Genomic DNA, 22,305 nt, shown 5'->3' on the forward strand with positions numbered 1-22,305 from the left:
AGTCGGGTTAATTATTTGATTACCAGCAATCACCATTACTGACGATGACAACCCGCGACGCTGGCCGCGGCTGCGCACGGCGGTCGCCGAAGCGCATGAAGCGCGTTTGCGGCTTCCCGGTCTCGATGGTCTCGTACATGCGCAGCGCGGCGAGGCGGCAGTAGCCGACGCCGCCATGCCGGTTCTCGTCGTCGCTCACACGCCTTCGCGCGCGACTTTCATCGCCTCGCGCAGCACCGAGACGTCGCCGATATGGTTCGCAAGCAAAAGGATAAGGCGGGCGTTCGCCATCGCGCTCTGCTCGTCGCTGAGGTCGCGATGCATGTCGATCAGCGCCTCGTAGAAGTCGTCGCCGGGGCTGAAGGCACGGAAGTAGCGCTTGCCGGGGGTGAAGAAGTTGGGGTCGGTGTTGAGGCTCATGGCGGCGCTCCTTCAGGCGTTGCAGGTCGCGCGGGCGAGCGCGGCGCGCACCTTCGCGGCGTCGAAGCTGCGCCAGCGCGCAGCGACATGCTGGTCGGGGCGGATCAGGTAGCTCGTGCCCGGCTTGAGGTCGTAGCGCTCGCGGATGCGTCCCTTCGCGTCGATCAGCGTGCCGAGGCCCGCGGGCGCCGTGCCGCGCTCGGCCACGACCAGGGTCTCGACCGGGATCGAGCCTGCGGCGAGCGCCGCGCAGGCGTCGGCGGTCGCCGCATCGACGTCGCCCGCATCCGGCATGCAGTACAGCAGCACGAAGCGGTTGCCGGCCGCCTGCAGCAGCCACTTCTCGCCGCGCGCGCTGTCGACCGGGGCGTCGTCCATCGGCGCACCGGGCACCATGTTGCCGGCGAACACCTCCGTGTCGGGCGTGTTGAGGCGCGACTCGACGAGGAAGCTCGGCACCGACAGGCGCCCCGAATTCACCAGTGCGCGCGCGAACGGATAGTCCTTCGCCAGCCCCAGCACCGCGTTGCGGAAGGTCCGGCTGGTCGCGCTCTTGGGCGTGATGAAGTCGGTCGAGCGCGTCGAGTTCATGAGGTTCTCGTCGGCGGCGGCGACACGCTCTTCCGAATAGGTATCCAGCAATGCGTCGGGGGCCTTGCCGTCCAGCACCAGCTTGAGCTTCCACACCAGATTGTCGGTGTCCTGGATGCCGGAATTGGCGCCGCGCGCGCCGAAGGGCGAGACCTGATGCGCGGCGTCACCGGTGAACAGCAGTCGCCCGTGGCGGAACGCGTGCATGCGCCGGCACTGGAAGGTGTAGACGCTGACCCACTCGAGCTCGAATTCTCTCTCCTCGTTTGCGTGCCATCCGAGCATCGCCTTGATGCGCGGGATGACCTTCTCGGGCTTCTTCTCCTCCTCCGGATCGACGTTCCAGCCGAGCTGGAAGTCGATGCGCCACACGTTGTCGGCCTGGCGGTGAAGCAGCACCGACTGGTTCGGATGGAAGGGCGGATCGAACCAGAACCAGCGCTCGGTGGGGTAATCCGCCTTCATCACGACGTCGGCGATCAGGAAGCGGTCCATGAAGATCTTGCCTTCGATGTCCAGCCCCATCATGTGGCGGATCGGGCTGCGCGCGCCGTCGGCCACCACCACCCAGTCGGTGTCGATCGAGTACGCGCCGTCGGCGGTGTCGACGCGCAGCGCGACGCGTCCGCCCTCGTCGCTGACCGCGATCACGTTGTTCTTCCAGCGCAGGTCGATGTTCGGCAGCGACTGCGCGCGGCGCACCAGGTATTCCTCGAGGTAGTACTGCTGCAGGTTGATCATGCCCGGGCGGTGGTGGTCGGGCTCCGGGCACAGATTGAAGTTGAACACCTCCTGCTCGCGGAAGAAGGTGCGGCCGACGTTCCACGACACGCCCTTCGCCACCATCTCCTCGGCACAGCCGAGGCGGTCCATGATCTCGAGCGCACGCTTCGCGTAGCACACGCCGCGCGAACCGATCGATACCGTGTCGTCGTTGTCGAGCAGCACGACCGGCACGCCGTGGATCGCGAGGTCGATCGCCGCCGCGAGGCCGACGGGGCCAGCGCCGACCACCACGACCGGATAGCGCCCCCCGCGCCCCTCGGCGAGTTCCGGCGGGCGCCGGTATTCGAACTTCGGATACTGGTACGTGCTCAGCACGGGGGTCTCCTCCTGAGTTCAATCGTTGTTGGCACCGCCTTCTGCGGGCGGGTCGCAGGCCTGCTGTTCGTCTGCCCGGACACGGGCGCCCCGCCGGAGCCCCGGGGGAGTGAATTTCATCCTAGCCAACAATTTGTTAATCGTCAATTCGTTTGCTATCGTTGAATATCAATCGCAGAAGGCGATCCGCGCAACTGCTAAGATTCGCCCTCCATGGGAGACAAGAACTTGGACAACGAAACGCTCGCGGAGCGCCCGGACGAACGCGCCGGCAAGCAAGGCGGCGACCGGCGCGGCATCCAGTCGATCGAGGTCGGCGGCGCGCTGCTGCAGGCGCTGGTGCGCCAGGGCGCACCGATGATCCTCAAGGAGCTCGCGCGCGAGGCCGGCATGCCGCCGGCCAAGGCCCACCCCTACCTCGTGAGCTTCGGCAAGCTCGGGCTGATCGAGCAGGACCCGCTCACCGGCCGGTACGGGCTGGGCGCCTTCGCGCTGCAGATGGGGCTCTCGGCGCTGCACGGCGTGAATCCGCTGCGCGTCGCGACCCCCGAGGCGGCACGGCTCTCCGACGAGATCCAGCAGAACGTCGCGATCGCCGTGTGGGGCAACCACGGGCCGACCATCGTCAGCATCGAGGAATGCAGCCGCCAGGTGCACGTGAACATGCGCGTCGGCACCGTGATGGACCTGCTCACCTCCGCGACCGGCCGCACCTTCGCCGCCTTCCTGCCGGCGCGCGTGACCCACACGCTGATCGAGGAGGATTTCGCCCGCCTCGCTGCGGCCAACGGCGCCCCCACGCGCGAGCAGCTCGCCGCGGAACTCGCCGAGATCCGCCGCGAGCGCCTCGCCCGCGCCGTCGGCAAACCCATCCCCGGCATCAACGCCTTCACCGCGCCGGTCTTTGACCATACCGGCCACCTCGCGCTGGCGATCACCGCAATGGGCCCCGCCGCGAGCTTCGACCCGGCATGGGACGGCCCGGTGGCGACCAAGCTGCGCGCGTGTGCAGAGGCAATTTCGGCGCGACTGGGCAACACCGGGACCTGACGCGTGCGCGGGCGGCACGCGGACAAGCGATCACGCGGCGCGGCCCGCACAGGCATCCGGTTCATGCGGGCAACGCGGCTCATCGCGCTCACGGCCGCCCTCGCCCTCCCGGGCGCCACCGTCGCACAGACGCAGACCGCAAGCCCGCTCGTCGCCGTCGACGTCGGCCACACGCTGGACGCGCCGGGCGCGATCAGCGCGCGCGGCCGCACGGAGTTCGAGTTCAACCGCGAGCTTGCCGGGCGCGTCGTCGCGGCCCTCGAACGCCTCGGCCTGCGCGCCGAACTGATCAACGCCGACGGCCGCATCGAGTCCCTGCAGGCGCGCCCGGAGCGTGCCGCGCAGGCAGCCTTCCTGATCTCGATCCACCACGACTCGGTCGGCGCGCAGTACCTTACGCCCTGGGAATGGCAGGGCATGGCCCTCGATTTCAGCGACCTGTGGGCAGGCCACTCGCTCTTCGTGTCGCGCCGCAATCCCGACGTCGCGGCCAGCCTGATGTGCGCATCGACGATCGGCGCACGGCTGCAGCGCGCGGGTTTCGTGCCGACGGAGAAGAACGGTCGCCGCCGCGAATACGCCGACGCGCAGCATGCGACCCATTACTTCGACAACCTCGTCGTGCTCTACCGCGCGCAGCAACCGGCGGTGCTGTTCGAGGCGGGGGTGGTCAAGCACCGCGACGAGGAGTTGCTGCTGCGCGACCCGGAGCGCCAGCAGCGCATGGCCGAGGAGATCGCCACCGGCGTCGCCGCCTGCGTCACGGCAGGCGGCCTCGCCGCGGCACGGCGCGCCGAGTGAGGACGGCGCGGGCCTACTTCAGGCTCGCGAGGTACTGCACCACGGACTCGATATTGGCCTCACCGAGCTGCGCGACCGACGCGCTCATCTCGGCATTGGTGCGTTCGCCGCTGCGCGCGAGGTAGCGCTTGAGGCTCAGGCGCAGGTAGGTCGGCTGCTGGCCGGCGATGCGCGCGAAGGTCTCCGTGCCATACCCGTCCGCCTGGTGGCAGGACACGCACAGGCGCTTGTAGTGGCCGGCACCGGCGGTGGCGGCAGGCGGCGGCGGAGCGACGGCAGCGGTCGCCGGCTGGTTCGCGTAGAACAAGGCGATGGCCGCCTTCTCGCGGTCGCCCAGGACCTTCATCAGCCCCTGCATGAACTCGTTGCGGCGCGTGCCCGACAGGAAGGCGTCGATCTGGCTGACGATGTAGGCCGGATTCTGGCTGGCGAGGTTGGGCACCTCCGGATAGCGGGCGATGCCCTTGTCGCCGTGGCAGTTCTTGCAGAAAAAGGCTGCGGCGTCGCCTTCGCGCACGAGGGCCGTGCGGGTTGCGGGATCGGCCGCCGCCTTCGCGACCAACTGCATCACCGCCTCGTTGCCGGCGAACGCCGTGCCGCTGCAGGCGCCGATCAGCAGCGCCGCGAAGAGAGCCAGACGGCTCCGAATCATGTTCGTGTCCCCCGGGGAGTGTGGCGCGCCATGGCGGCACGCGGTCATGCCAGCAAAGCCGCCGCCGGACAAAGCGCGCATTTGAGCATGGTTCCGGCCCCGTGGTCCACGGGCGCCGGCGCACGCTCAGACGAAGACCGGCTCGGGCTCCAGATGCACGCCGAAGCGCGCGAAGACGTCGTCCTGGATCGCCCGCGCGATGCGCTCGACATCGGCACCGGTCGCGCCGCCGCGATTGACGAGCACCAGCGCCTGCTGCTCGTAGGCGCCGACGGGCCCGAGGTCGCGCCCCTTCCAGCCGCTGCGGTCGATCAGCCAGCCGGCGGCGAGCTTGAAGCCGCCGTCGGGCTGCGGGTAGCGCGGAAGGTCGGGATGGGCGGCATCGAGCCGCGCCAGCACCGCGGCATCGACGACGGGGTTCTTGAAGAAGCTGCCGGCATTGCCGAGGCGCGCGGGATCGGGCAGCTTGCGCTGGCGGATGGCGATGACGGCGTCCGACACGTCGAGCGCGGACGGCTGCGCGATGCCGCGCGTGGCGAGCTCGCGCGCGAGGTCGGCATAGCCCGTGACCGGCTGCCAGCGCTTGGGCAGGCGGAAGGTGACGGCGGCAATCAGCACGCGCCCCGCGAGCGCCTGCTTGAACACGCTGTCGCGATAGGCGAAGCGGCAGTCCGCCGGGCCGAGCCGCAGCATCTCGCCGGTCTCCAGCGACACCGCCTGCAGGCAGTGGAAGCGCTCGGCCATCTCGAGCCCGTAGGCGCCGATGTTCTGCACCGGGGCGGCGCCGACGGTGCCGGGAATCAGCGACAGGTTCTCCAGCCCCGGCCAGCCTTGCGCGAGCGTCCAGCGTACGAAGTCGTGCCAGTTCTCGCCTGCGCCGGCCTCGACGTACCACGCGTCGGCGTCCTCGTCGACGAGGCGCCGTCCGGCGATCGCGACCTTCAGCACCAGGCCGGGGAAGTCGCGCGTGAGCACGAGATTGCTGCCGCCGCCGAGCACCAGGCGCGGCAGCGCCCACTCCGGGCTCGCGATCAGCGCGACGACCTGCGCCACGTCGTCGATGGTGGCGAGCCGGGCCGCGCGCGCCGGCAGGCCGAAGGTATTGAAGGGGCGCAGGTCGGCACCCGACACGATCGCGGGCATCGCGGCGGTCATGGACAGATCATTTCGCACGGACGAACGCCTCGGTCGCGGTCGGTTCGATGGGGAAGGCGCGGTCGTAGCCGAGGTTGAAGGCGAAGGCATAGATCACATAAGCGGTCGCGAGCCCGAGGTCGGCGACCAGCGCCTCCAGCCAGCCCATGCCGGTCCACGCCATGATCACCGGCAGGGTCATCAGCAGCAGCCCGCCCTCGAAGCCCAGCGCATGCACGGCGCGCAGCGCGAAGGGTCGACGGTCGGCGGTGCGGCCGGTGCGGCGCCCCTCGATCCAGTCGAAGGCGGTGTTATAGACGGCGTTCCACAGCGCGGCGATCAGCGCCGCAATGGCGAGCAGGCCCAGCGAATCGGCGATCGGCACACCGCTCAGCCACGCAAAGGGCGGGGTGATGAGCGCGAGGCCGCCGATTTCGAACAGGACCACCTGGCGGGCGCGATCCCGGACGGAGCGGAGTTTGGGGTGATGGACGGACAAGGAAGCAGGACTCGGAGGGGCGACCCGAGAAGATAGAACCTCGCCCCCCCAAAATCAACTGCTGCACTGCAACAGTACTGCGGGATGCGGCGTCAGCGCCCGCCCTCGAACTGGCCGAAGGGCGGGCGGCGGCGTTGCTCTTCCTCGCCGCTGCCGCGGTTGTCCCGTGGCGGCGCCTCGCGCTGGAGGCGCTGGCGCTCGGCCTGACGCTGCTGTTGCTGTTCGGCCTGACGCTGCTGCTCGGCCTGCCGTTGTTGCTGCTCGGCCTGCCGCTGTTGCTGGAGCTGGATCTGGCGCTGCTGCACCTCGCGCTCGCGCTGCTCCGTCTGCTGGCGCAGCGCGTCGCGCCGGCGTTCCTGCTCCTGCGCCTGCATCGCCTGCTGGCGGCTGCGTTCTTCGCGCTGCTGCTCGATCTGCTGCCGGCGCGCCTCGCGCTCGCCCGCCTCCTGCTGGCGTTGGGTTTCGAGGCGCTGCTGGCGTTCCTGCTGGCGCTGTTCGACTTCCTCGCGCTGCGCGCGGCGGGCCTCGTCGCGCCGCTGTTCCTGCTGTTCGCGCAGGACCGAGCGCTGACGCTGCTGTTCTTCCTGCTGCGCGGCCTCGCGACGCCCCTGTTCCTCGCGCTCGCGCGCGTTCTGCTGGCGCAGGGCCTCGAGCCGCTCCTGCCGCGTCGTCGCCTCGTCGCGCCGTTCCTCACGCAGCTGCTCGCGGCGCTGGTCCTGCTGCTCGCGCTGCAGTTGGCGCTGGCGTTGCTGGTCCTGCTCGCGCGCGCCCCGCTCCTCACGCTCGCGCGCCTGCTGCTGGCGCAGCGCCTCGGTGCGCTCCTGCCGCGACTCCAGGCGCTGCTGGCGCTCGTCCTGGCGCTGATCGCGCACGGCCGGCTGACGCTCGTCGCGGTCGCCGCGCTGCTGCATGAACTGGGCCGGCTGCACGGCACGCACGCGCGTACCGTCGGGGCGCACCACCTCGCGCACCGGGAAGCCGCGCCGCTCCCATTCGCGGAAGCGGTGCTCGCGACGGCGCTCGACGTCGAGCGCGACCGGCTTGGGCGCGCGCAGGATGCGCTCCGACACCCGCGTCACCGCCTCGCTGCGGTCGCGGAACGCGTAGCGCACGTGCCGCGGGGTTTTCACGACGCGATCGATCTCGATCACGTTGGTGATGTGGGTGATGTTGACCTGGCGCACGTAGGTCGGGCTGTAGCGGTAGTGCGGCACATACACTTCGCGCGGCGCGAGCGGGAACCAGCTGACGTTGGGGAGACCGGAGGTGTAGGTGATGCTCACGCCCGGCGTGCCGATCCACCCGACCAGCGCCGGCGCATACACCGGACGCGCGATGTAGCGACCCGGCACCCAGGCCCACACGCCGCGGATGCGCACCCAGCGGCCGTAGTGGAAGGGCGCGAAGCCCCACGGCGCGTCATCGACCCAGGTCCAGCCCCACGGCGCGATCGAGACCCAGCGACCGTAGCGGTAGGGCGCCCAGCCATAGGGCACGTCGCGCGGGAACCACACCGCACCGTAGTCGTCGTACTCGCGCCAGTCGCCGTATTCGTACAGGTCCTCGGCACCGGTCATCTCGGGCGAAACGTAGTTGTTGCGCGCGACACGGTCGTCGCGCCGGTCGCGCGCGAGGGACCACTCCATGAAGTCGTCCTCGTCGGGCTCGTCCCACTGGACGTCGGTCGGCCCGTCGCTCCAGATCTGGGCGCGGCGCCCCTCGGTGACGCCGACGTGGCGGTCGTCGGTGCGGAAGTCGATGTGGCCGCGGTGGTTGCTCACCAGCGTGCCCGAATCGACGAAGTCGACACGGTACTGGCCGGGCTCGGTCGGCACGGCCACGCCGTCGCGCGTCTCGACCTCGATCGCGTCCTCGCGGTCGGCGCTGCGGATGCGCAGCGCCACGCTGCCTTCCTTGAGGCGCACGCGGATGCGCTCGTCGTCGAGCCGCAGCACCTCGACTGCGGTCGCCTGGTCGAGGCGCAGCACGCTCGATCCGATGCGCAGCTCGGCGCGCGCGTCGGATTCGGTCGCGATCTCGTCGCCGGTCGTGACCGGCAGGTTCACGGCCGCGCTCACCCACTCGCGGGTGCTGTCGCGGCGCAGGGCCACTTCGCCCTCGACGACGGACAGCCGCCCGGCGCGCGACGGCGGGTCGGCCAGCACGGCGCCGCTCGCGCCCGTCAGGGCAAGCACCAGCGGCACGATGAACAGCTGTCGCAAGGCGTTTTTCAGGTTGCGGACCATTTCGATGTCACTCCGGACTAGCCCCTGGCGGGGCGGACAGATCCGGCGCGCCTCGCGTCCTCGGCAAACGCACCGGAATCTGGTCATTCAACGGCCATCCAATACCGCTGCCGACCGCCCACACAAATCTTTTCAATTCGGCGGCTGCGCGCGCTCCGCCTCGCCCTGCCCCTCCGGCGCCGGCACCAGCGGACGCACCTCGCCGGTGGCCATGCCCGCATCGGCGCCGCCGCGCACCGGCTCCTCGGCGGAGGCGTCCGCATCGCGCTCGGCCTCGGTCGGGGGTACACGCGCCGGCTCGGGCTCGGCGACGGTCTGGGTCAGGTAGGGCAGCAGCGTCGGCGCCATCGACTTCAGGATCTGCACCGGCAGACCCGACGTGAATTTGAACGATGCGGCGTCCGCTCCGATCACGTACGCGGTCAGCGTGCCGAAGTGGCGCGGGCCGAGGTAGAAGACGAAGGTGGCGGTGCGGTTCATCGCGACCCCGCCCTTCACCTGGCCGCGCGCGCCCGAGATCACGATGCGGTTGTCGCCGGTGCCGGTCTTGCCGCCGACCACGATCGGCGTGCCGTCGGGCGCCGCGAAGGCGCCGGCGAGGCGGCGGGCGGTGCCACCCTCGACGACCTCGGACAGGGCGCCGCGCAGGGCCGTCGCGACCTCGGAGGACATCACGCGCTCGCCCTCGCTCGGCCGGCGCGCGAACACCGTCTCGTACGGCGTGTCCGGCGCGAAGTGCAGGCGGTCGATGCGCGCGCTCGGCAGGCGCACGCCGTCGTTGACGATGATGCCCATCAGCTCGGCCAGCGCTGCGGGGCGGTCGCCGGCGCTGCCCAGCGCCGTCGCGAGCGAGGGCACGAGGCGGTTGAACGGATAGCCCAGACGCACCCAGCGGCGGTGGATGTCGAGGAAGGCCTCGACCTCGAGGATGGTGTAGATGCGCGTGTCCTGGGCGCCCTTGTAGCGCGTGCGGAACAGCCAGCGGTACACGGCTTGGCGCTCGGCCTTGCTGGCGGCGACCACCTCGTCGAAGCTCGCCTCGGGATGGGTGGCGAGGTAGCCTGCGAGCCACAGCTCCAGCGGGTGCACGCGCGCGATGAAGCCCTGGTCGGGCAGGTCGAAGGAGCCCGGCGCATAGCGTTTGTACAGCGCGGCCAAACGCTCTTCGCCAAGCTGGGCGGCCGGCAGGCGCTCCGCGACGAAGGCCGAGAAGCTCTTCAGGTCGGCCTCCGGGTTGAGGTAGCGGTAGGTCGCCGCGAGGCGGTCGGCGCTCGGGCGCAGGCCGTCCATGAAGGTCGCGCGGATCTTCTCCGGGCTCTGCCCCTTGTACTTGCGCCAGAAGCGCCGCATGAAGACCTGCGCCTCGCGATCGGCGAACTTGGCGAGATATTCGCTGCGGCGCGGATCGTCGTCGTCCTGCAGCAGCTTCGCGGTACTGCCGGGCACCTGGTACATCGTGTGGCGCACGACGTCGCGCATCAGGCGCACGAAGGGCAGGTTGATCGAGGCCTGCAGCGCCTGGCGGATCGTCGGCACGCGGCTGTCGTCTTCCTTGCGGAAGTTGTTGAAGGTGTGCAGGCCCCCGCCGGTGAAGAAGGCCTCGCCGGGGCCGGCCGAATACGGGCGCTCCAGCGCCGCTTCGAGCATCGCCGGCAGGTTGCGGTCGGACGTGCGGATCAGGTAGTCGATCGCCCAGCGCGTGATCGCGTCGTGGCGGTCGACCTGCACCGCGCGCAGCTCGGCCACGGATTGCGCCGCGTGGCGCTGGTGCAGCTCGGCGACGATTTCGAGGTAGGTCGCGAGCACGCGCAGCTTGGCCGTGGACCCGAGCTCGAGCTTGCTGCCCTCGTTGATGTCGAGCGGCTGGTCGGTGGTGTCGGTCTGCACGCGCACGCGGTTGCCGCCCGGGGTGCGCTCGAACAGGGTGAAGCTGTAATGCACCTTGTCGAGCTGCGCCGGGGTGAGCAGGCGCTCGCCGATGATGCCGGCGTTGCGGCCGAACTCGGGCTCGGCAAGCTGCTGCAGGTAGCCGGTGACGACTTCCTGCAGCTTGCCGTCGAGCGTCGTCGAGGCTCGCAGGTCGAGGCGGTCGAGGTCGTAGAGCGACACGTCGAGCATGCCGGCGATGCGCGTGCGCACCAGCGTCGAGCCCTTGTCGGCCGGCACCGGCACGCGCGCGGGGTCGACCGCGGGGTCGCGGAACGCGAGCTTCGCCTTGAGGCCCGCGTCGCGCAGGCCCGGCCCGATCAGCCCGCCTTCGGCGAGGATGCGCAGGTGCGCGTCGGCGAGCTTGGCGAGGTCGTCGCGACCGCGCCCCAGGTAGTGGGAAGGGCGCCGGTGAGCGATCATCAGCGCGAGCACCTGACGCAGCGCGAGGCCCTGCTCGGCGAGCTCGTCGCCGCTCGCCTCGTCCTTCGCGAGCAGTGCGTTGACGCGCGCGAAGTCGGCGCCGAACCACACCCACAGGCCGTCACCCAGGCCGTGCACCTCGCCATACACGGGCGCGGCAGACAGCGGCACGGTGTTGAGGTAGTCGAGCACCAGGTCGCGCCGCGCCGGCAGCGTTTCCGCGCCGTCGCGGTAGGCGCGCACGCTCGCGGACACCATCTGGCGCAGCTTCTCGCGCGGGGAGTGGGTGACGCCGTCGGGCGAGTGGCGGTATTTCTCGATCTGCGTCGCGAGGGTGCTGCCGCCGGGGGTATTGAGGTCGTCGTCGACGACCTTCGCGAGCTGGGCGACGATCGCGCGGCCGAAGCGCGCCCAGTCCACGGCCGGGTTCATGTGCGGGCGCTCGGGATCCAGCAGGTCGCGGTTCTCGATGAATAGCAGCCCCTGCACGATGCGCGGCGGGATACTGTCGAACGTGTCGTAATGGCGGATGGGATAGTGCGTCGCGTACAGCGCTTCGCCGCGCGCATCGCTGACCGCCAGGCCGGTGTGCGTCTTTTCGCGGTACGGCGGGAAATAGCCGCGGCCGGCGTAATCGAGCAGCGCGTCGGAGAACCGCGCCTGGCGCTCGATCGCATAGCCGCGCGCGGCGAGGCGTTCGGAGAAGTCCCGGAGCTGCGTGTAGCCCAGACGCAGGTCGAAGGGGCCGTGTTCGGGGAAGCGGATCGCCTCGCTCGGGCCAGGCTGCAGCGCGTAGGAGAGCTTCGCCGCGTAGCGCGGGATCTCGCGCGACTGCAGCCAGGACGTTTCGCTTTCGTAATACGCCGCGACGCCGCCGACGATGATCGCCAGGACACACAGCCAGAACAGCGAGCGCCGCAGCGTCCTGAACCACCCTCGCCGTTCCGACTTCTTGTTGCTGGTGTTACCTGACACGTCGGCGCCCGCATGCATGAGATGCGGGGATTATCCAGCATCGGCACGCCATGCAGATACCCGTGTTGCGTGAAGGAAACAGCTGCGCCGTGGTGCAGCGCAGCATTTGCGGCCAGCCGGACAGCTGCGACACCGTTCGAGCGGGGCCTGTCGAAGCCCTGCATATGACCTTCGACGAGCTCAGGGCGAACTGGATCAGGCCGCCGGGCCGACTCCCCCGCTCAGGCGAGCACCTGGCCGTGCTCGCGTGTCGCGTGGAAACCGACCTTGGGCCACTTCTCCATCGTCACTTCGAGGTTGTAGCGGCTGGAGGCGAGATACACGGGGTTGCCGTCCACGTCCTTGCCGATGCGCATCGACTGCTCGCGCTCGAAGTTGCGCCGCGTGAGCTCGTCCGGGAAGGTGAGCCAGCGCGCGGTGTGGATGTCGGCCGATTCGAAGATCGCGTCGACCTTGTACTCGTCCTTCAGGCGCTGCGCGACAACCTCGAACTGCAGCTGGCCGACCGCGCCGAGCAGCATGTTGCCGCCTTCCTGCTCGAACACCTGGATCGCGCCCTCCTCGCCCAGCTCCTGCAGGCCCTTTTGCAGCTGCTTGGACTTGAGCGGGTCGCGCAGGCGCGCGGCGCTGAAGAGTTCCGGCGAGAAGTACGGGATGCCCTTGTAGCCGAGGCTCTCGCCTTCGGTGAGGGTGTCGCCGATGTGCAGCTGGCCGTGATTGTGGATGCCGATGATGTCACCGGCGACGCCGTCCTCCATCAGCACGCGCTCGTTGGCCATGAAGGTGAGCGCGTTGGCGAGCTTCATCTCGCGCCCCATGCGCACGTGCCTGACCTTCATCCCGGACGTGTAGCGCCCGGAGCAGATGCGGAAGAAGGCGATGCGGTCACGGTGCTTCGGGTCCATGTTCGCCTGGATCTTGAACACGAAGCCGGTGAAGGGCGCTTCGGCAGGCTGTACCAAACGGGTGTCCGCGTCGTTCACGCCGGCCACCCGCGGCTGCGGCGGCGGCGCCCAGTCGAGCAGCGCCTGCAGGATCTCCTGCACGCCGAAGTTGTTGATACCGGAGCCGAAGAACACCGGCGTCTGCTTGCCGGCGAGGAAGTCGCCGAGCGAGAACGGGCTCGATGCGCCCTGGATCAGCTCGACATCCTCGCGCAACTTGCTGACTTCGAGCGGGAACAGCTCGTCGAGCTGGGCGTTCGCGATGCCCTTGATGAGCTCGCCCTCGCTGCGCTTTTCCTCGCCCGCGGTGAAGCGCAGCACACGGTCCTCGAGCAAGTGGTACACGCCGCGGAAGGTCTTGCCCATGCCGATCGGCCAGGTGATCGGCGCGCAGTCGATCTTCAGCACCTCCTCGATCTCCTGCAGCAGGTCGAAGGTCTCGCGCACCTCGCGGTCCATCTTGTTCACGAAGGTGATGATCGGGGTGTTGCGCAGCCGGCACACCTCGAGCAGCTTGATCGTCTGCGCCTCGACGCCCTTCGCGGCGTCGATGACCATCACCGCCGCGTCGACGGCAGTGAGCACGCGGTAGGTGTCTTCCGAGAAGTCCTGGTGGCCCGGGGTGTCGAGCAGGTTGATGGTGTGATCCTGGTACTCGAACTGCATCACCGAGCTGGTCACCGAGATGCCCCGCTGCTTCTCGACCTCCATCCAGTCGGAGGTCGCGTGGCGCGCGCTCTTCCTCGCCTTGACGGTGCCGGCGAGCTGGATCGCGCCGCCGAACAGCAGCAACTTTTCGGTGAGCGTGGTCTTGCCCGCGTCGGGGTGGGAGATGATGCCGAAGGTGCGGCGTTTCGCGACGTCGCGCATCAGTTCGGGCGGATAGGGGAGGTCGGCCATGGATCGGTTCGCAAAAAAACAAAGCCGCCGGCCGGAATCGGCGAGGCGGAGACAAACGCAATTCTATCAAGGAATTAGGGACGACCACAGGGAAACGGGCGGAAAGCGTGGAAATCCCCGCGCGGCAGCGCACGCGCACCACCACACGCGGCGTGACGGCGCGAAAATCTGCGATGATGCGGCCCTCGTCCCTTCTCATCCACGCACGACCATGCCCAAAGCCGCTCCCACGCTGCGCCAGCGCAAGATCTTCGCCCTCACCCGCATCCTCGGCGGCCTCGTCGCCGCCTGCTACCTCGGCTACGTCGTCATCGCGAACCTCGCCGGCGGCATGCCCTTCGACAGCAAGCTGATGTTCACGGCGCTGGTCGCGGCGGCGGGGTTGGGCTATGCGGCCTGGTATCTGCGCGATCTTTCCGCGGTCGCGCGCGAGGAGCGCGCGCAGGGCGTAAACGGCAACGGCGGCGCGAAGGGCTGAGCCGCCGCGCCGCCGTCGGCACGCCGGGTTTCCCCGGCGCGACCGGCCCGCGTCAGCGCGCCGGCTGCTTCTCCGCAACGTAGGGTTCGTGCAGCACCACCGGCTTGACCGCGCGCTTGCGCATGCGAATGTTGAGCATCTCGACGACCACCGAGAATGCCATCGCGGAATAGATGTAGCCCTTCGGCACGTGATGACCGAAGCCTTCGGCGATCAGCACGACACCGACCACCATCAGGAAGGACAGCGCCAGCATCTTCACGGTCGGGTGCTCCGAAACGAAGTTGCCGATCGGCGCCGACGCCACCATCATCAGGCCGACCGACGCGATCACCGCGGCCATCATCACGGTCAGGTTGCTCACCATGCCGATCGCGGTGATGATCGAGTCGAGCGAGAACACCAGGTCGATGACGATGATCTGCATGATCACGGCCGAGAAGGTCGCCTTGACGGCCGACGAGGCCTCGCCCTCCTCGCCTTCCATCAGCTGATGGATCTCGCCGGTGCTCTTCCACACGAGGAACAGGCCGCCCCCCAGCAGGATCAGGTCGCGCGCCGAAAAACCGTGGCCGAACAGCTCGAACAGCGCCTGGTTGAGGCCGGCGAGCCACGCCAGGATGGACAGCAGCGCGAGGCGCATGAACATCGCGAGGAACAACCCCAGGCGACGCGCGAACGCACGCCGCTCGGGCGGCAGCTTGTCGACGAGAATCGAGATGAAGATGATGTTGTCGATGCCCAACACCAGCTCCAGCGCGGTGAGGGTCAGGAAGGCGACGATGAGTTGCGGGTCGGTAAGGAATTCGATCATGGCGGGTCATCAAATGGACAATCCCGCTTATATAGCATGCCTCCTGCAAGAACGATGAACTGCGCAACCGCAGCAAAGGTTCCGCAATTCCTGATTGACGGTTGCCGGCACGCGGCCGGAAGCGGTTTCAGCGCCGGCAGTACGTACCGACGTGATGTCGATCACGCCCACAACGCCGACTGTGCCAAACCCGGCAACATAAGCATCGGAAATACCCGGGCTATCACCATGGGGGTAGGGAACCGGGTATCCTTGCGGGTTTCGCACCTGCCACGCCTGGACCGAGATTCCGTTGGCCGCCTTCCCGATCCGCCTCCTCAGCCTGCACCTGACGATCGCCTTGAGTGCGAGCGTCGCGATTCCCGCCTCCGCGGCCGAATCGCCATACTTCGAGGAGCTGCCGCTGGTACTGAGCGCGACCCGCCTGCCCCAGCCCCGGCACGAGGTGCCCGGCGCGGTGACGGTGATCGACCGCGAGCTGATCGCCGCAACCGGCTACCGCGATCTGGCGCGCGTGCTGCGGCTCGTCCCCGGGATGCAGATCGGGCAGGAGCGCGGGCACGCGCAGTGGGTGACCTACCACGGATTGTCGAGCGATTACCCGACCGAAATGCAGGTGCTGGTCGACGGCCGCTCGGCGATCAACGGCAGCGCCTTCGGCGGCATCGACTGGACCGCCCTGCCCCTCACGCTCGACGAGATCGACCGCATCGAGGTGGTGCGCGGCACCAACGCGACGAGCTACGGCGCGAATGCCTTCCTCGGGGTCATCAATATCATCACCCGCCACAGCGTCGAGGATCCCGGTCTGCGGGTGGACCTGCGCGCGGGCGACGACCGCATCCGCGACGCGACCTTCACCTGGAGCGGCGGCGACGACCCGCTGACCCTGCGCGTGAACGCGGTGACGCAGCGCGACGAGGGCTTCGACGGCCTGCACGACACCCGCCGCACCGACACCTTCTCGCTGCGGGGCGACCTGCAGGTCGACGCCCAGAACTCGCTGCTGCTGCGGGTCGCGAGCAACAGCGGCACGCGCGGCGAGGGCTATCCGGGTTCCGTGTTCAACAACAACGGCACTCGCCACAGCAGGAACCACAGCCACAACATCCACCTGCAGTGGCAGCACAACGACTCTGCGAACGCGGAGTGGCTGCTCAATTACTACCGCAATCACGAACGCGTGCGCGAAGAATGGATCGCGAGCGCACCGATGTTCCCGGCGGTGCCGCTCAACCGCAACCGTGACAGCGTGCGCGACAGCGTGGGGATCCAGCGGCGCAGCGCGCCCGCGCCTGACCTGCAGCTGGTGTGGGGGCTGGAGGCCCAGCGCGAGGATGTCGACGCGCCCTTCCTCTACTTCGGCGGCAACCCCGACCCGCAGTACCTGTATCGCGGATCGGGCAACGTCGAGTGGCGCGCGCTGGACGACGTGACGCTGAACCTGGGCGGCGCCGTGGAGCGGTATTCCGGCGGCAAGACCCACCTCAGCCCGCGCGCCTTCGCGAACTGGCAGGCGGCCCCCGGACACACGCTGCGCGCCGGCTATTCCCGCGGCCTGCGCCAGAACAACGTGTTCTCGCGCTACGCGGACATTCGCGCGATCGACCCGGCGAGCGGCCTGGTGCTGGTCCACCCCTACCTGCCCAATCCCGACCTCGATCAGACGCGCGTCGACGCCCGCGAAATCGGCTACTTCGGCCGCTTCGAGACCTGGAACACGACGCTGGACGTACGGGTGTTCGAGGAGAAGATCCACGACTTCGTCGTGCGCGTACCCCAACCCGATCCCGCGACGGCGCCTCTGCTGTCGTCCTTCCTCGGCTCCACCCGCTACGAGAACCTCGACTCCGCGGTGCGCCTGCGCGGCATCGAATACGAGCTGTCGACGCGCCCCCGGCCCGGCACCGAGCTGCGCGTCGCGCACGCCATCCTCGACCGCAACAGCAGCCACCCCGGCATCGAGGACCGCAGCGCCCCCTACTCCGCGGCGGTGAGCTGGCTCCAGGACTGGGGCGGCGGCTGGAAGAGCATGGTCAGCGTCATGCGCATGGGGCCACTTGCCGGCGGCGACGGCTATGTACCGCGCTATCGCTTCGTCGCCCAGCCCTACACGACGACCGACGCGAACATCACCTACACGACCAGGGTCGCCGGGCACACCGTGCAGTGGGGCCTCACCGCCCAGAACATCGGACCCCGCCACCAGGAATTCGCCGACCGTAGCCAGCAGGCCGCAAGCGGCTCGAACGACCCGGTTAACGAGGCCTGCCCGGTCGCGTACCTCTCGCTCAGCATCGCGCTGGAGCGCGGCAAACGCCCGTGACTGCTGCAGCGAACGCGCAGCTTCGTCCTTACCCGGCGAGCCGCCCCTGCCCGATCGATTCGATCGCGGTGAGCGTCTGCCGCGAGGACGGTGGCGGGCTACGGCTGCGTTTCGAACTCGTGGGGAACGTCCAACAAGTGGCCGTCCCCGGCCCGCGCACCGCGCGGATGGCGGACGGGCTGTGGGCGCACACCTGCTGCGAGGCTTTCGTCGGCCTCCCCGGCAGCCCGGCCTACCGCGAGTTCAATTTCTCGCCCTCGGGCGAATGGGCGATCTACGACTTCGACGCCTACCGCAAGCGAAGCACGGCGGGAATCGTCCCGCCGGCCCCCCGCATCGCGTCCAGGCTCGAAGCGGACCGGCTCGTGCTCGACGCGACCGTCGACCCAGCGACCCTGCCGCAGGGCTCGCCGCTCGAGCTCGGCCTCACGACGGTCGTCGAAACGCTCGACGGCACGCTATCCTATTGGGCCCTGCACCACGCCGGTGCCCGCCCCGATTTCCATCTCCGCGACACCTTCACGCTGACGCTGGCTCGGCCCTGAGTACGTCGGAAACCACCAATACATCATGACCGCTTCCATCCGGTTCGGCCTCGACCGCCTGCTCGAAGACCCCGCGCTGCGCCGCCCGCTCGCCGGCCGCCGCGTCGCCCTGCTCGCCCATCCCGCGTCCGTCACGCGCGCGCTCACGCATTCGCTCGACGCGCTCGGTGCGTTGCCGGACATCACGCTCAGCGCCGCCTTCGGCCCGCAGCACGGCCTGCGCGGCGACAAGCAGGACAACATGGTCGAGTCGCCCGACTTCATCGACCCGGCACACGGCATCCCCGTGTTCAGCCTGTACGGCGAAGTGCGCCGGCCCACCGACGCGATGATGGACACCTTCGACGTGCTGCTCGTCGACCTGCAGGATCTCGGCTGCCGCATCTACACCTTCATCACGACGCTGCGCTACGTGCTCGAAGCGGCAGCGCGCCACGGCAAGGCGGTGTGGGTGCTCGACCGCCCGAACCCCGCCGGCCGGCCGGTCGAAGGCCTCGTCCTGCGCCCCGGTTGGGAAAGCTTCGTCGGCGCCGGCCCGCTGCCGATGCGGCACGGCCTGACGATGGGCGAGCTCGCACGCTGGTTCGTCGCGACCCTGAAGCTCGACGTCGACTGCCAGGTCGTCACGATGGACGGCTGGCAGCCGGACGCGGCCCCCGGCTACGGCTGGCCGCTGGGCGAGCGCAGCTGGGTCAATCCCAGCCCCAACGCGCCCAACCTGTCGATGGCGCGCGCCTATGCCGGCACCGTGATGCTGGAAGGCACGACGCTGTCGGAAGGCCGCGGCACGACCCGACCGCTGGAGCTCTTCGGCGCCCCCGACATCGACGCGCGCGCGCTCCGCGCGGAGATGCGGCACCTCGCCCCGCACTGGCTCGCCGGCTGCGTGCTGCGCGAGTGCTGGTTCGAGCCGACCTTCCACAAGCACGCCGGCAAGCTGTGCAGCGGCCTGCAGATCCACGTCGAGGATCCGGCACATTACGACCACGCCGCGTTCCGTCCCTGGCGCGTGCAGGCGCTCGCCTTCAAGGCGCTGCGCGGCCTGCAGCCCGACTACCCGCTGTGGCGCGACTTCCCCTACGAGTACGAGCACGAGCGCCTCGCGATCGACCTCATCAATGGCAGCGAGCTGTTGCGCCGCTGGGTGGACGATCCGGCCGCGACCCCGGCCGACCTCGACGCCCTCACCGTCCCCGACGAGTCCGACTGGACCGCAGCGCGCGAACCCTTCCTGCTGTATCGCTGAACGGCGCAACGCGGCGACACGCCCCCGGATCGCCGCACCGCAGCATCCAGCACCCCGCGCGCCGCCCGCCGCCTTGTAACTTCCTCCCGCGCCCTCCGCGCCGCAGCGCAGCAATCCCCCACCCGTGTCGCCCGCCGGCGACAGCGCAATAGCCGCGCCACACGCGGCTTTCCGCGCGCACGCCGGCCGTTCCGTCGCCTCAAGGCGACGATTTTGCGCCCGCGCAGCGCTGCACGGCCATGCCAATGGCTTCAACACGTTGATACAAAACAGTTTTCCATGACTGGCCCGCCGCTTGCAAAGTGGTGGAGGTCTTCTGCGTTCCCCGCAGAATCCACCAGGATGGAGAAACAACGTGCTAAGCAAACGCCTGATCTGCGCCACGCTCGCACTGAGCGTGCTGGCCCCGCTGGTCGCCGCCGCCGCCGGGGCCTTCACGCCCGTCGCCCTCGATTCCCAGTCGCAGCGCGCCGCCGAACCCGAACCGGACGCGAACTACGTCTTCGGCCTGCTCGACCGCAACAGCGACAGCCGCATCGACGGCGACGAAGCGCGCGCCTCGGCGCCGCTGGTGAAGTACTTCGGCGACATCGACACCGACTCCGACGGCAAGATCAGCCGTCCCGAATGGGTCGCCTATTTCCAGCACATGGATCCGCGCACCTGAGCTCGGTGTCCGCCTCCTCATCGAGTTCCTGACCCCGGAAGCGCGGGCGCTTCCGGGCGCGTGAGTCGCCTTTCCACATCGTCGCATTCTGCCGCGGCCCCGTCGCGGCAGCTACAATTCGCAACGAGATGTTGCGCCGGCCCCGCGGCGCGGCACCACCGCCACCGGAGCGAATGCGATGAACGACGCCCTGCGCATCTTTGCGTGCAACTCCAACCGTCCGCTGGCCGCGGAGATCTGCGACACGCTCGGACTGGCGCTGAGCCCGCTGGAGATCTCGCGCTTCTCGAACGACAACCTGCACGTGCAGATCCGCGACAACGTGCGCGAGCGCGACGTGTTCGTCGTGCAGTCCTTCACCGAGCCGGTGAGCGACCACATCATGGAGCTGATGATCACGCTCGACGCGCTGCGCAGCGCCTCGGCGCGGCGCGTGACCGCGGTGATCCCCTACTACTCCTACGCGCGTTCCGACAAGAAGGATGCCCCGCGCATCTCGATCACCGGGCGCCTGATCGCCGACATGCTGCAGACCGCCGGCGCCAACCGCGTGCTGACGATGGACCTGCATGCGGACCAGGTGCACGGCTTCTTCTCGGTGCCGGTCGACCACCTCACCGCAATCCCGACCATCGCCGAGCACTTCCGCCGCAACCACGACCTCGCGCACATGGTCGCGGTAGCGACCGACGCCGGCGGCGCGAAACGCGTCGGGCGCTTCTCCGAGCGCCTGGGCATCCCGATGGCGATCATCGACAAGCGCCGCGTCAGCGACACCAACGTCACCCACGGCGAGGTTGTCGGCAACGTCAAGGGGCGTGACGTCGTGATCTTCGAGGACGAGATCTCGACCGGCGGCACGCTGCTGTCGACCATTGGCACGCTCAAAGCCGCCGGGGTGCGCTCGATCCACGTCGGCGCCGTGCATGCGGTGCTGTGCGGCCCGGCGATCGACCGCCTGCGCGACGCGCCGATCGAGTCCATCGTCGTCACCAACACCGTACATATGCCGCCGGGCAAGCGCCTCGACAAGATCACCCAGCTCACCGTCGCACCGCTGTTCGCCTCGGCGATCGAGCGCATCCACAGCGGCGAGAGCGTCGGTGCACTGTTCGAGTAGCGCCGCCGCGATTCAGGCGGAGCGCGTCGCCGCCAGCCAGGCCTCGTAGCCGCCCTTGAGCGGACGCGCCGCGGCGTAACCCAGGTCGCTCAGCACATGCGCGGCACGCACCGCAGTCGCGTCGCCGGGACAGGCGCACATTGTCACGATGAGCCGCTCGCGCGGCCAGTCTCCTACCGCGTGCAGGAGGTTGTCGATTTCGGCCGCGCGCGCGCCGTCCACCGCCCCCTTGGTCGCGATCAGCGCCGCACCGCGCAGGTCGAGGAACAGCGGCGGCACGTCGGACTCCATCGCCGCGATCAGTTCGGATGGCGTGACATGCGGGATCGCCGCGAGCTTCTCGAAGCGGTAGCGCTGCCACAGCTTCCACGCGATCCATCCGCCCAGCGCAAGCGCCAGCAAGGCGATCATCGTCGAACCGTGGCGGCTCATCGCCGCAAGCGCGGTCTGCACCTCGTCGCGCAGCCACCAGCCGGCGAGAATTGCGCCCCCCGCCCACAGCGCGGCCCCGGCAGCGGCCGCCGCCAGGAAGCCGGGCAGCGGCATGCGCAGCGACCCGGCGATGGGCGGCGCGACGGTCGAGAAGCCGGGCACGAACTTCGCGACGACCAGCGACCACACGCCCCAGCGCATGAAGCGCGCCTCGGTCTGCGTTACGCAGGAACCAGGATTGAGCGATAGCCGGCACAGGCCGGACAGCACGCGATAGCCGAAGATGCGCCCGGCGAGATACCACACCCAGTCGGCGACGACCGAGGCCGCCACCGCTGCGGCGAGCATCACGCCCGCCTGGCCCGAGCTTGCCGCGAGGCTGCCCGCGACCAGCAGCGTCGGCACCGCCGGCACCGGCAGGCCCAGTTGCTGGAGCAGCACATTGACGAACACGACCCAAACCGCGTCACGCTGGATCGCTTCGGTAATCTGGCTGAGATCCATCACGCCCCTCCCGGCGTCGCCGGGGAGCTCCAAATGAAGAGAGCCACGATTCTCTCGCGAAAATCGTGGCTCTGCGTGACCGGAACGGAAACACTCAGCGCTCGGGCTCGCCCTTCAGGCCGCGCACGAAGGCCTTGCCGCCGTCGCGCACGGTGTGACCGATCGTGATGCCGGTACGCTTCATCGCGTCCCAGGTCACGACCGCCGCGTCGCGCGCGGTGTGGCCGACCGCCTTGCCGGCCTTCCCCGCCGCCTGCCCCACTTCCTTGCCGGCATCGCGTGCGCCAGTGCCGATGTCGTGCATCGTCGAGCCGACGCCATGGCCGACATCCTCGGCCGTCGTCGTGCCGCGCGAATCCTGCGCGAACGCGGACAGGGATGTCGCCGCACCCAGCGCCAGCAGCATTCCGACGACGATTCGCGCGATTGAGGCCGGCCTCCGAGACCGGCCGGATCGAATGCTTGCTTGCATGATCGGGTCTCTCCTGTTTTCGGTCATCCGGGCAACGAA

The 22,305-nt window shown here is 69.2% G+C and carries 20 protein-coding genes; 8 read left to right on the forward strand and 12 right to left on the reverse strand.

What is annotated here, in order from left to right; translation table 11 throughout:
- Nucleotides 1-19: 19 nt before the first annotated feature.
- Genes GPA27_RS17530 through GPA27_RS17540 form a run of 3 tightly spaced genes read right to left on the reverse strand, consistent with a single transcriptional unit; the run spans nt 20 to nt 2,112 of the window.
- Nucleotides 20-199 (reverse strand): hypothetical protein, encoded by a 180-nt coding sequence (locus tag GPA27_RS17530; RefSeq protein WP_169141762.1) that lies wholly within the window; start codon nt 197-199, stop codon nt 20-22.
- On the reverse strand, nt 196-420 hold the full coding sequence (locus GPA27_RS17535) for a DUF2783 domain-containing protein (RefSeq protein WP_169141785.1): 225 nt from the start codon (nt 418-420) through the stop codon (nt 196-198). Before GPA27_RS17535 ends, GPA27_RS17530 begins: the two co-directional genes overlap by 4 nt.
- 12 nt (nt 421-432) lie before the next feature.
- Complete coding sequence (locus GPA27_RS17540; RefSeq protein WP_169141786.1) at nt 433-2,112, reverse strand: FAD-dependent oxidoreductase; 1,680 nt, start codon at nt 2,110-2,112, stop codon at nt 433-435.
- 228 nt (nt 2,113-2,340) lie between these two features.
- Between GPA27_RS17540 and GPA27_RS17545 the strand changes: the two genes are divergently transcribed.
- Entirely contained in the window at nt 2,341-3,162 is an 822-nt protein-coding gene (locus GPA27_RS17545) for an IclR family transcriptional regulator (RefSeq protein ID WP_246261199.1), read from the forward strand.
- A gap of 63 nt (nt 3,163-3,225) precedes the next feature.
- On the forward strand, nt 3,226-3,963 hold the full coding sequence (locus GPA27_RS17550) for an N-acetylmuramoyl-L-alanine amidase family protein (protein ID WP_169141788.1): 738 nt from the start codon (nt 3,226-3,228) through the stop codon (nt 3,961-3,963).
- A 13-nt stretch (nt 3,964-3,976) separates the two neighbouring features.
- On the opposite strand, the gene GPA27_RS17555 is transcribed toward GPA27_RS17550, so the two are convergent.
- From GPA27_RS17555 to GPA27_RS17580, 6 genes are all read right to left on the reverse strand, one after another.
- Complete coding sequence (locus tag GPA27_RS17555; protein ID WP_169141789.1) at nt 3,977-4,615, reverse strand: c-type cytochrome; 639 nt, start codon at nt 4,613-4,615, stop codon at nt 3,977-3,979.
- A 126-nt stretch (nt 4,616-4,741) separates the two neighbouring features.
- The gene (gene murB, locus GPA27_RS17560; RefSeq protein WP_211165061.1) at nt 4,742-5,770 is read right to left on the reverse strand and encodes a UDP-N-acetylmuramate dehydrogenase; all 1,029 of its coding nucleotides are present in this window, start codon (nt 5,768-5,770) and stop codon (nt 4,742-4,744) included.
- Nucleotides 5,771-5,777: 7 nt separating this feature from the next.
- The gene (locus tag GPA27_RS17565; RefSeq protein ID WP_169141790.1) at nt 5,778-6,248 is read right to left on the reverse strand and encodes a PACE efflux transporter; all 471 of its coding nucleotides are present in this window, start codon (nt 6,246-6,248) and stop codon (nt 5,778-5,780) included.
- Nucleotides 6,249-6,340: 92 nt separating this feature from the next.
- Nucleotides 6,341-8,494 carry a DUF6600 domain-containing protein gene (locus tag GPA27_RS17570; protein WP_169141791.1) on the reverse strand — a complete coding sequence of 718 codons (2,154 nt, stop codon included), beginning with the start codon at nt 8,492-8,494 and terminating at the stop codon, nt 6,341-6,343.
- 132 nt (nt 8,495-8,626) lie between these two features.
- The gene (locus GPA27_RS17575; RefSeq protein ID WP_169141792.1) at nt 8,627-11,836 is read right to left on the reverse strand and encodes a transglycosylase domain-containing protein; all 3,210 of its coding nucleotides are present in this window, start codon (nt 11,834-11,836) and stop codon (nt 8,627-8,629) included.
- Between the two features lie 203 nt (nt 11,837-12,039).
- Nucleotides 12,040-13,662 (reverse strand): peptide chain release factor 3, encoded by a 1,623-nt coding sequence (locus GPA27_RS17580; RefSeq protein ID WP_169141793.1) that lies wholly within the window; start codon nt 13,660-13,662, stop codon nt 12,040-12,042.
- 211 nt (nt 13,663-13,873) lie between these two features.
- Between GPA27_RS17580 and GPA27_RS17585 the strand changes: the two genes are divergently transcribed.
- Nucleotides 13,874-14,140, forward strand: coding sequence for a hypothetical protein (locus GPA27_RS17585; RefSeq protein WP_169141794.1), 267 nt, complete (start codon nt 13,874-13,876; stop codon nt 14,138-14,140).
- A 52-nt stretch (nt 14,141-14,192) separates the two neighbouring features.
- Here the strand turns inward: GPA27_RS17585 and GPA27_RS17590 are convergent, their stop codons facing one another.
- A complete protein-coding gene (locus tag GPA27_RS17590) occupies nt 14,193-14,954 on the reverse strand; it encodes a TerC family protein (protein ID WP_169141795.1) in 762 nt (253 codons plus the stop codon).
- Between the two features lie 292 nt (nt 14,955-15,246).
- Here GPA27_RS17590 and GPA27_RS17595 point away from each other — a divergent pair, with 292 nt between their 5' ends.
- The 5 genes from GPA27_RS17595 to GPA27_RS17615 all read left to right on the forward strand — a co-directional run bounded on the left by GPA27_RS17595 (nt 15,247) and on the right by GPA27_RS17615 (nt 20,858).
- On the forward strand, nt 15,247-17,280 hold the full coding sequence (locus GPA27_RS17595; protein WP_169141796.1) for a TonB-dependent receptor plug domain-containing protein: 2,034 nt from the start codon (nt 15,247-15,249) through the stop codon (nt 17,278-17,280).
- Nucleotides 17,277-17,825 (forward strand): DOMON-like domain-containing protein, encoded by a 549-nt coding sequence (locus GPA27_RS17600; protein ID WP_169141797.1) that lies wholly within the window; start codon nt 17,277-17,279, stop codon nt 17,823-17,825. The genes GPA27_RS17595 and GPA27_RS17600 overlap by 4 nt, the downstream gene beginning before the upstream one ends.
- Nucleotides 17,826-17,850: 25 nt before the next feature.
- Complete coding sequence (locus GPA27_RS17605) at nt 17,851-19,071, forward strand: exo-beta-N-acetylmuramidase NamZ family protein (protein WP_169141798.1); 1,221 nt, start codon at nt 17,851-17,853, stop codon at nt 19,069-19,071.
- A gap of 355 nt (nt 19,072-19,426) precedes the next feature.
- Nucleotides 19,427-19,738 carry an EF-hand domain-containing protein gene (locus tag GPA27_RS17610; RefSeq protein WP_169141799.1) on the forward strand — a complete coding sequence of 104 codons (312 nt, stop codon included), beginning with the start codon at nt 19,427-19,429 and terminating at the stop codon, nt 19,736-19,738.
- Between the two features lie 178 nt (nt 19,739-19,916).
- Nucleotides 19,917-20,858 (forward strand): ribose-phosphate diphosphokinase, encoded by a 942-nt coding sequence (locus GPA27_RS17615; RefSeq protein ID WP_169141800.1) that lies wholly within the window; start codon nt 19,917-19,919, stop codon nt 20,856-20,858.
- Nucleotides 20,859-20,870: 12 nt separating this feature from the next.
- Here GPA27_RS17615 and GPA27_RS17620 read toward each other — a convergent pair whose 3' ends face one another.
- Both GPA27_RS17620 and GPA27_RS17625 read right to left on the reverse strand, forming a co-directional pair.
- Complete coding sequence (locus GPA27_RS17620; RefSeq protein WP_169141801.1) at nt 20,871-21,794, reverse strand: VTT domain-containing protein; 924 nt, start codon at nt 21,792-21,794, stop codon at nt 20,871-20,873.
- 94 nt (nt 21,795-21,888) lie between these two features.
- A complete protein-coding gene (locus GPA27_RS17625; RefSeq protein WP_256223018.1) occupies nt 21,889-22,266 on the reverse strand; it encodes a hypothetical protein in 378 nt (125 codons plus the stop codon).
- Between the last annotated feature and the right edge of the window lie 39 nt (nt 22,267-22,305).

The organism is Aromatoleum toluolicum (assembly GCF_012911005.2).
In the GTDB taxonomy this organism is placed as follows: domain Bacteria; phylum Pseudomonadota; class Gammaproteobacteria; order Burkholderiales; family Rhodocyclaceae; genus Aromatoleum; species Aromatoleum toluolicum.

Excerpts from the sequence above, each read along its gene's own strand:
- murB (WP_211165061.1), bottom strand. The coding sequence starts at position 5,770 with ATGACCGCCGCGATGCCCGCGATCGTGTCGGGTGCCGACCTGCGCCCC.
- GPA27_RS17580 (WP_169141793.1), bottom strand. The coding sequence starts at position 13,662 with ATGGCCGACCTCCCCTATCCGCCCGAACTGATGCGCGACGTCGCGAAA.
- GPA27_RS17590 (WP_169141795.1), bottom strand. The coding sequence starts at position 14,954 with ATGATCGAATTCCTTACCGACCCGCAACTCATCGTCGCCTTCCTGACC.
- GPA27_RS17550 (WP_169141788.1), top strand. The coding sequence starts at position 3,226 with ATGCGGGCAACGCGGCTCATCGCGCTCACGGCCGCCCTCGCCCTCCCG.
- GPA27_RS17555 (WP_169141789.1), bottom strand. The coding sequence starts at position 4,615 with ATGATTCGGAGCCGTCTGGCTCTCTTCGCGGCGCTGCTGATCGGCGCC.
- GPA27_RS17615 (WP_169141800.1), top strand. The coding sequence starts at position 19,917 with ATGAACGACGCCCTGCGCATCTTTGCGTGCAACTCCAACCGTCCGCTG.
- GPA27_RS17605 (WP_169141798.1), top strand. The coding sequence starts at position 17,851 with ATGACCGCTTCCATCCGGTTCGGCCTCGACCGCCTGCTCGAAGACCCC.
- GPA27_RS17535 (WP_169141785.1), bottom strand. The coding sequence starts at position 420 with ATGAGCCTCAACACCGACCCCAACTTCTTCACCCCCGGCAAGCGCTAC.
- GPA27_RS17575 (WP_169141792.1), bottom strand. The coding sequence starts at position 11,836 with ATGCATGCGGGCGCCGACGTGTCAGGTAACACCAGCAACAAGAAGTCG.
- GPA27_RS17570 (WP_169141791.1), bottom strand. The coding sequence starts at position 8,494 with ATGGTCCGCAACCTGAAAAACGCCTTGCGACAGCTGTTCATCGTGCCG.
- GPA27_RS17620 (WP_169141801.1), bottom strand. The coding sequence starts at position 21,794 with ATGGATCTCAGCCAGATTACCGAAGCGATCCAGCGTGACGCGGTTTGG.
- GPA27_RS17585 (WP_169141794.1), top strand. The coding sequence starts at position 13,874 with ATGCCCAAAGCCGCTCCCACGCTGCGCCAGCGCAAGATCTTCGCCCTC.
- GPA27_RS17625 (WP_256223018.1), bottom strand. The coding sequence starts at position 22,266 with ATGCAAGCAAGCATTCGATCCGGCCGGTCTCGGAGGCCGGCCTCAATC.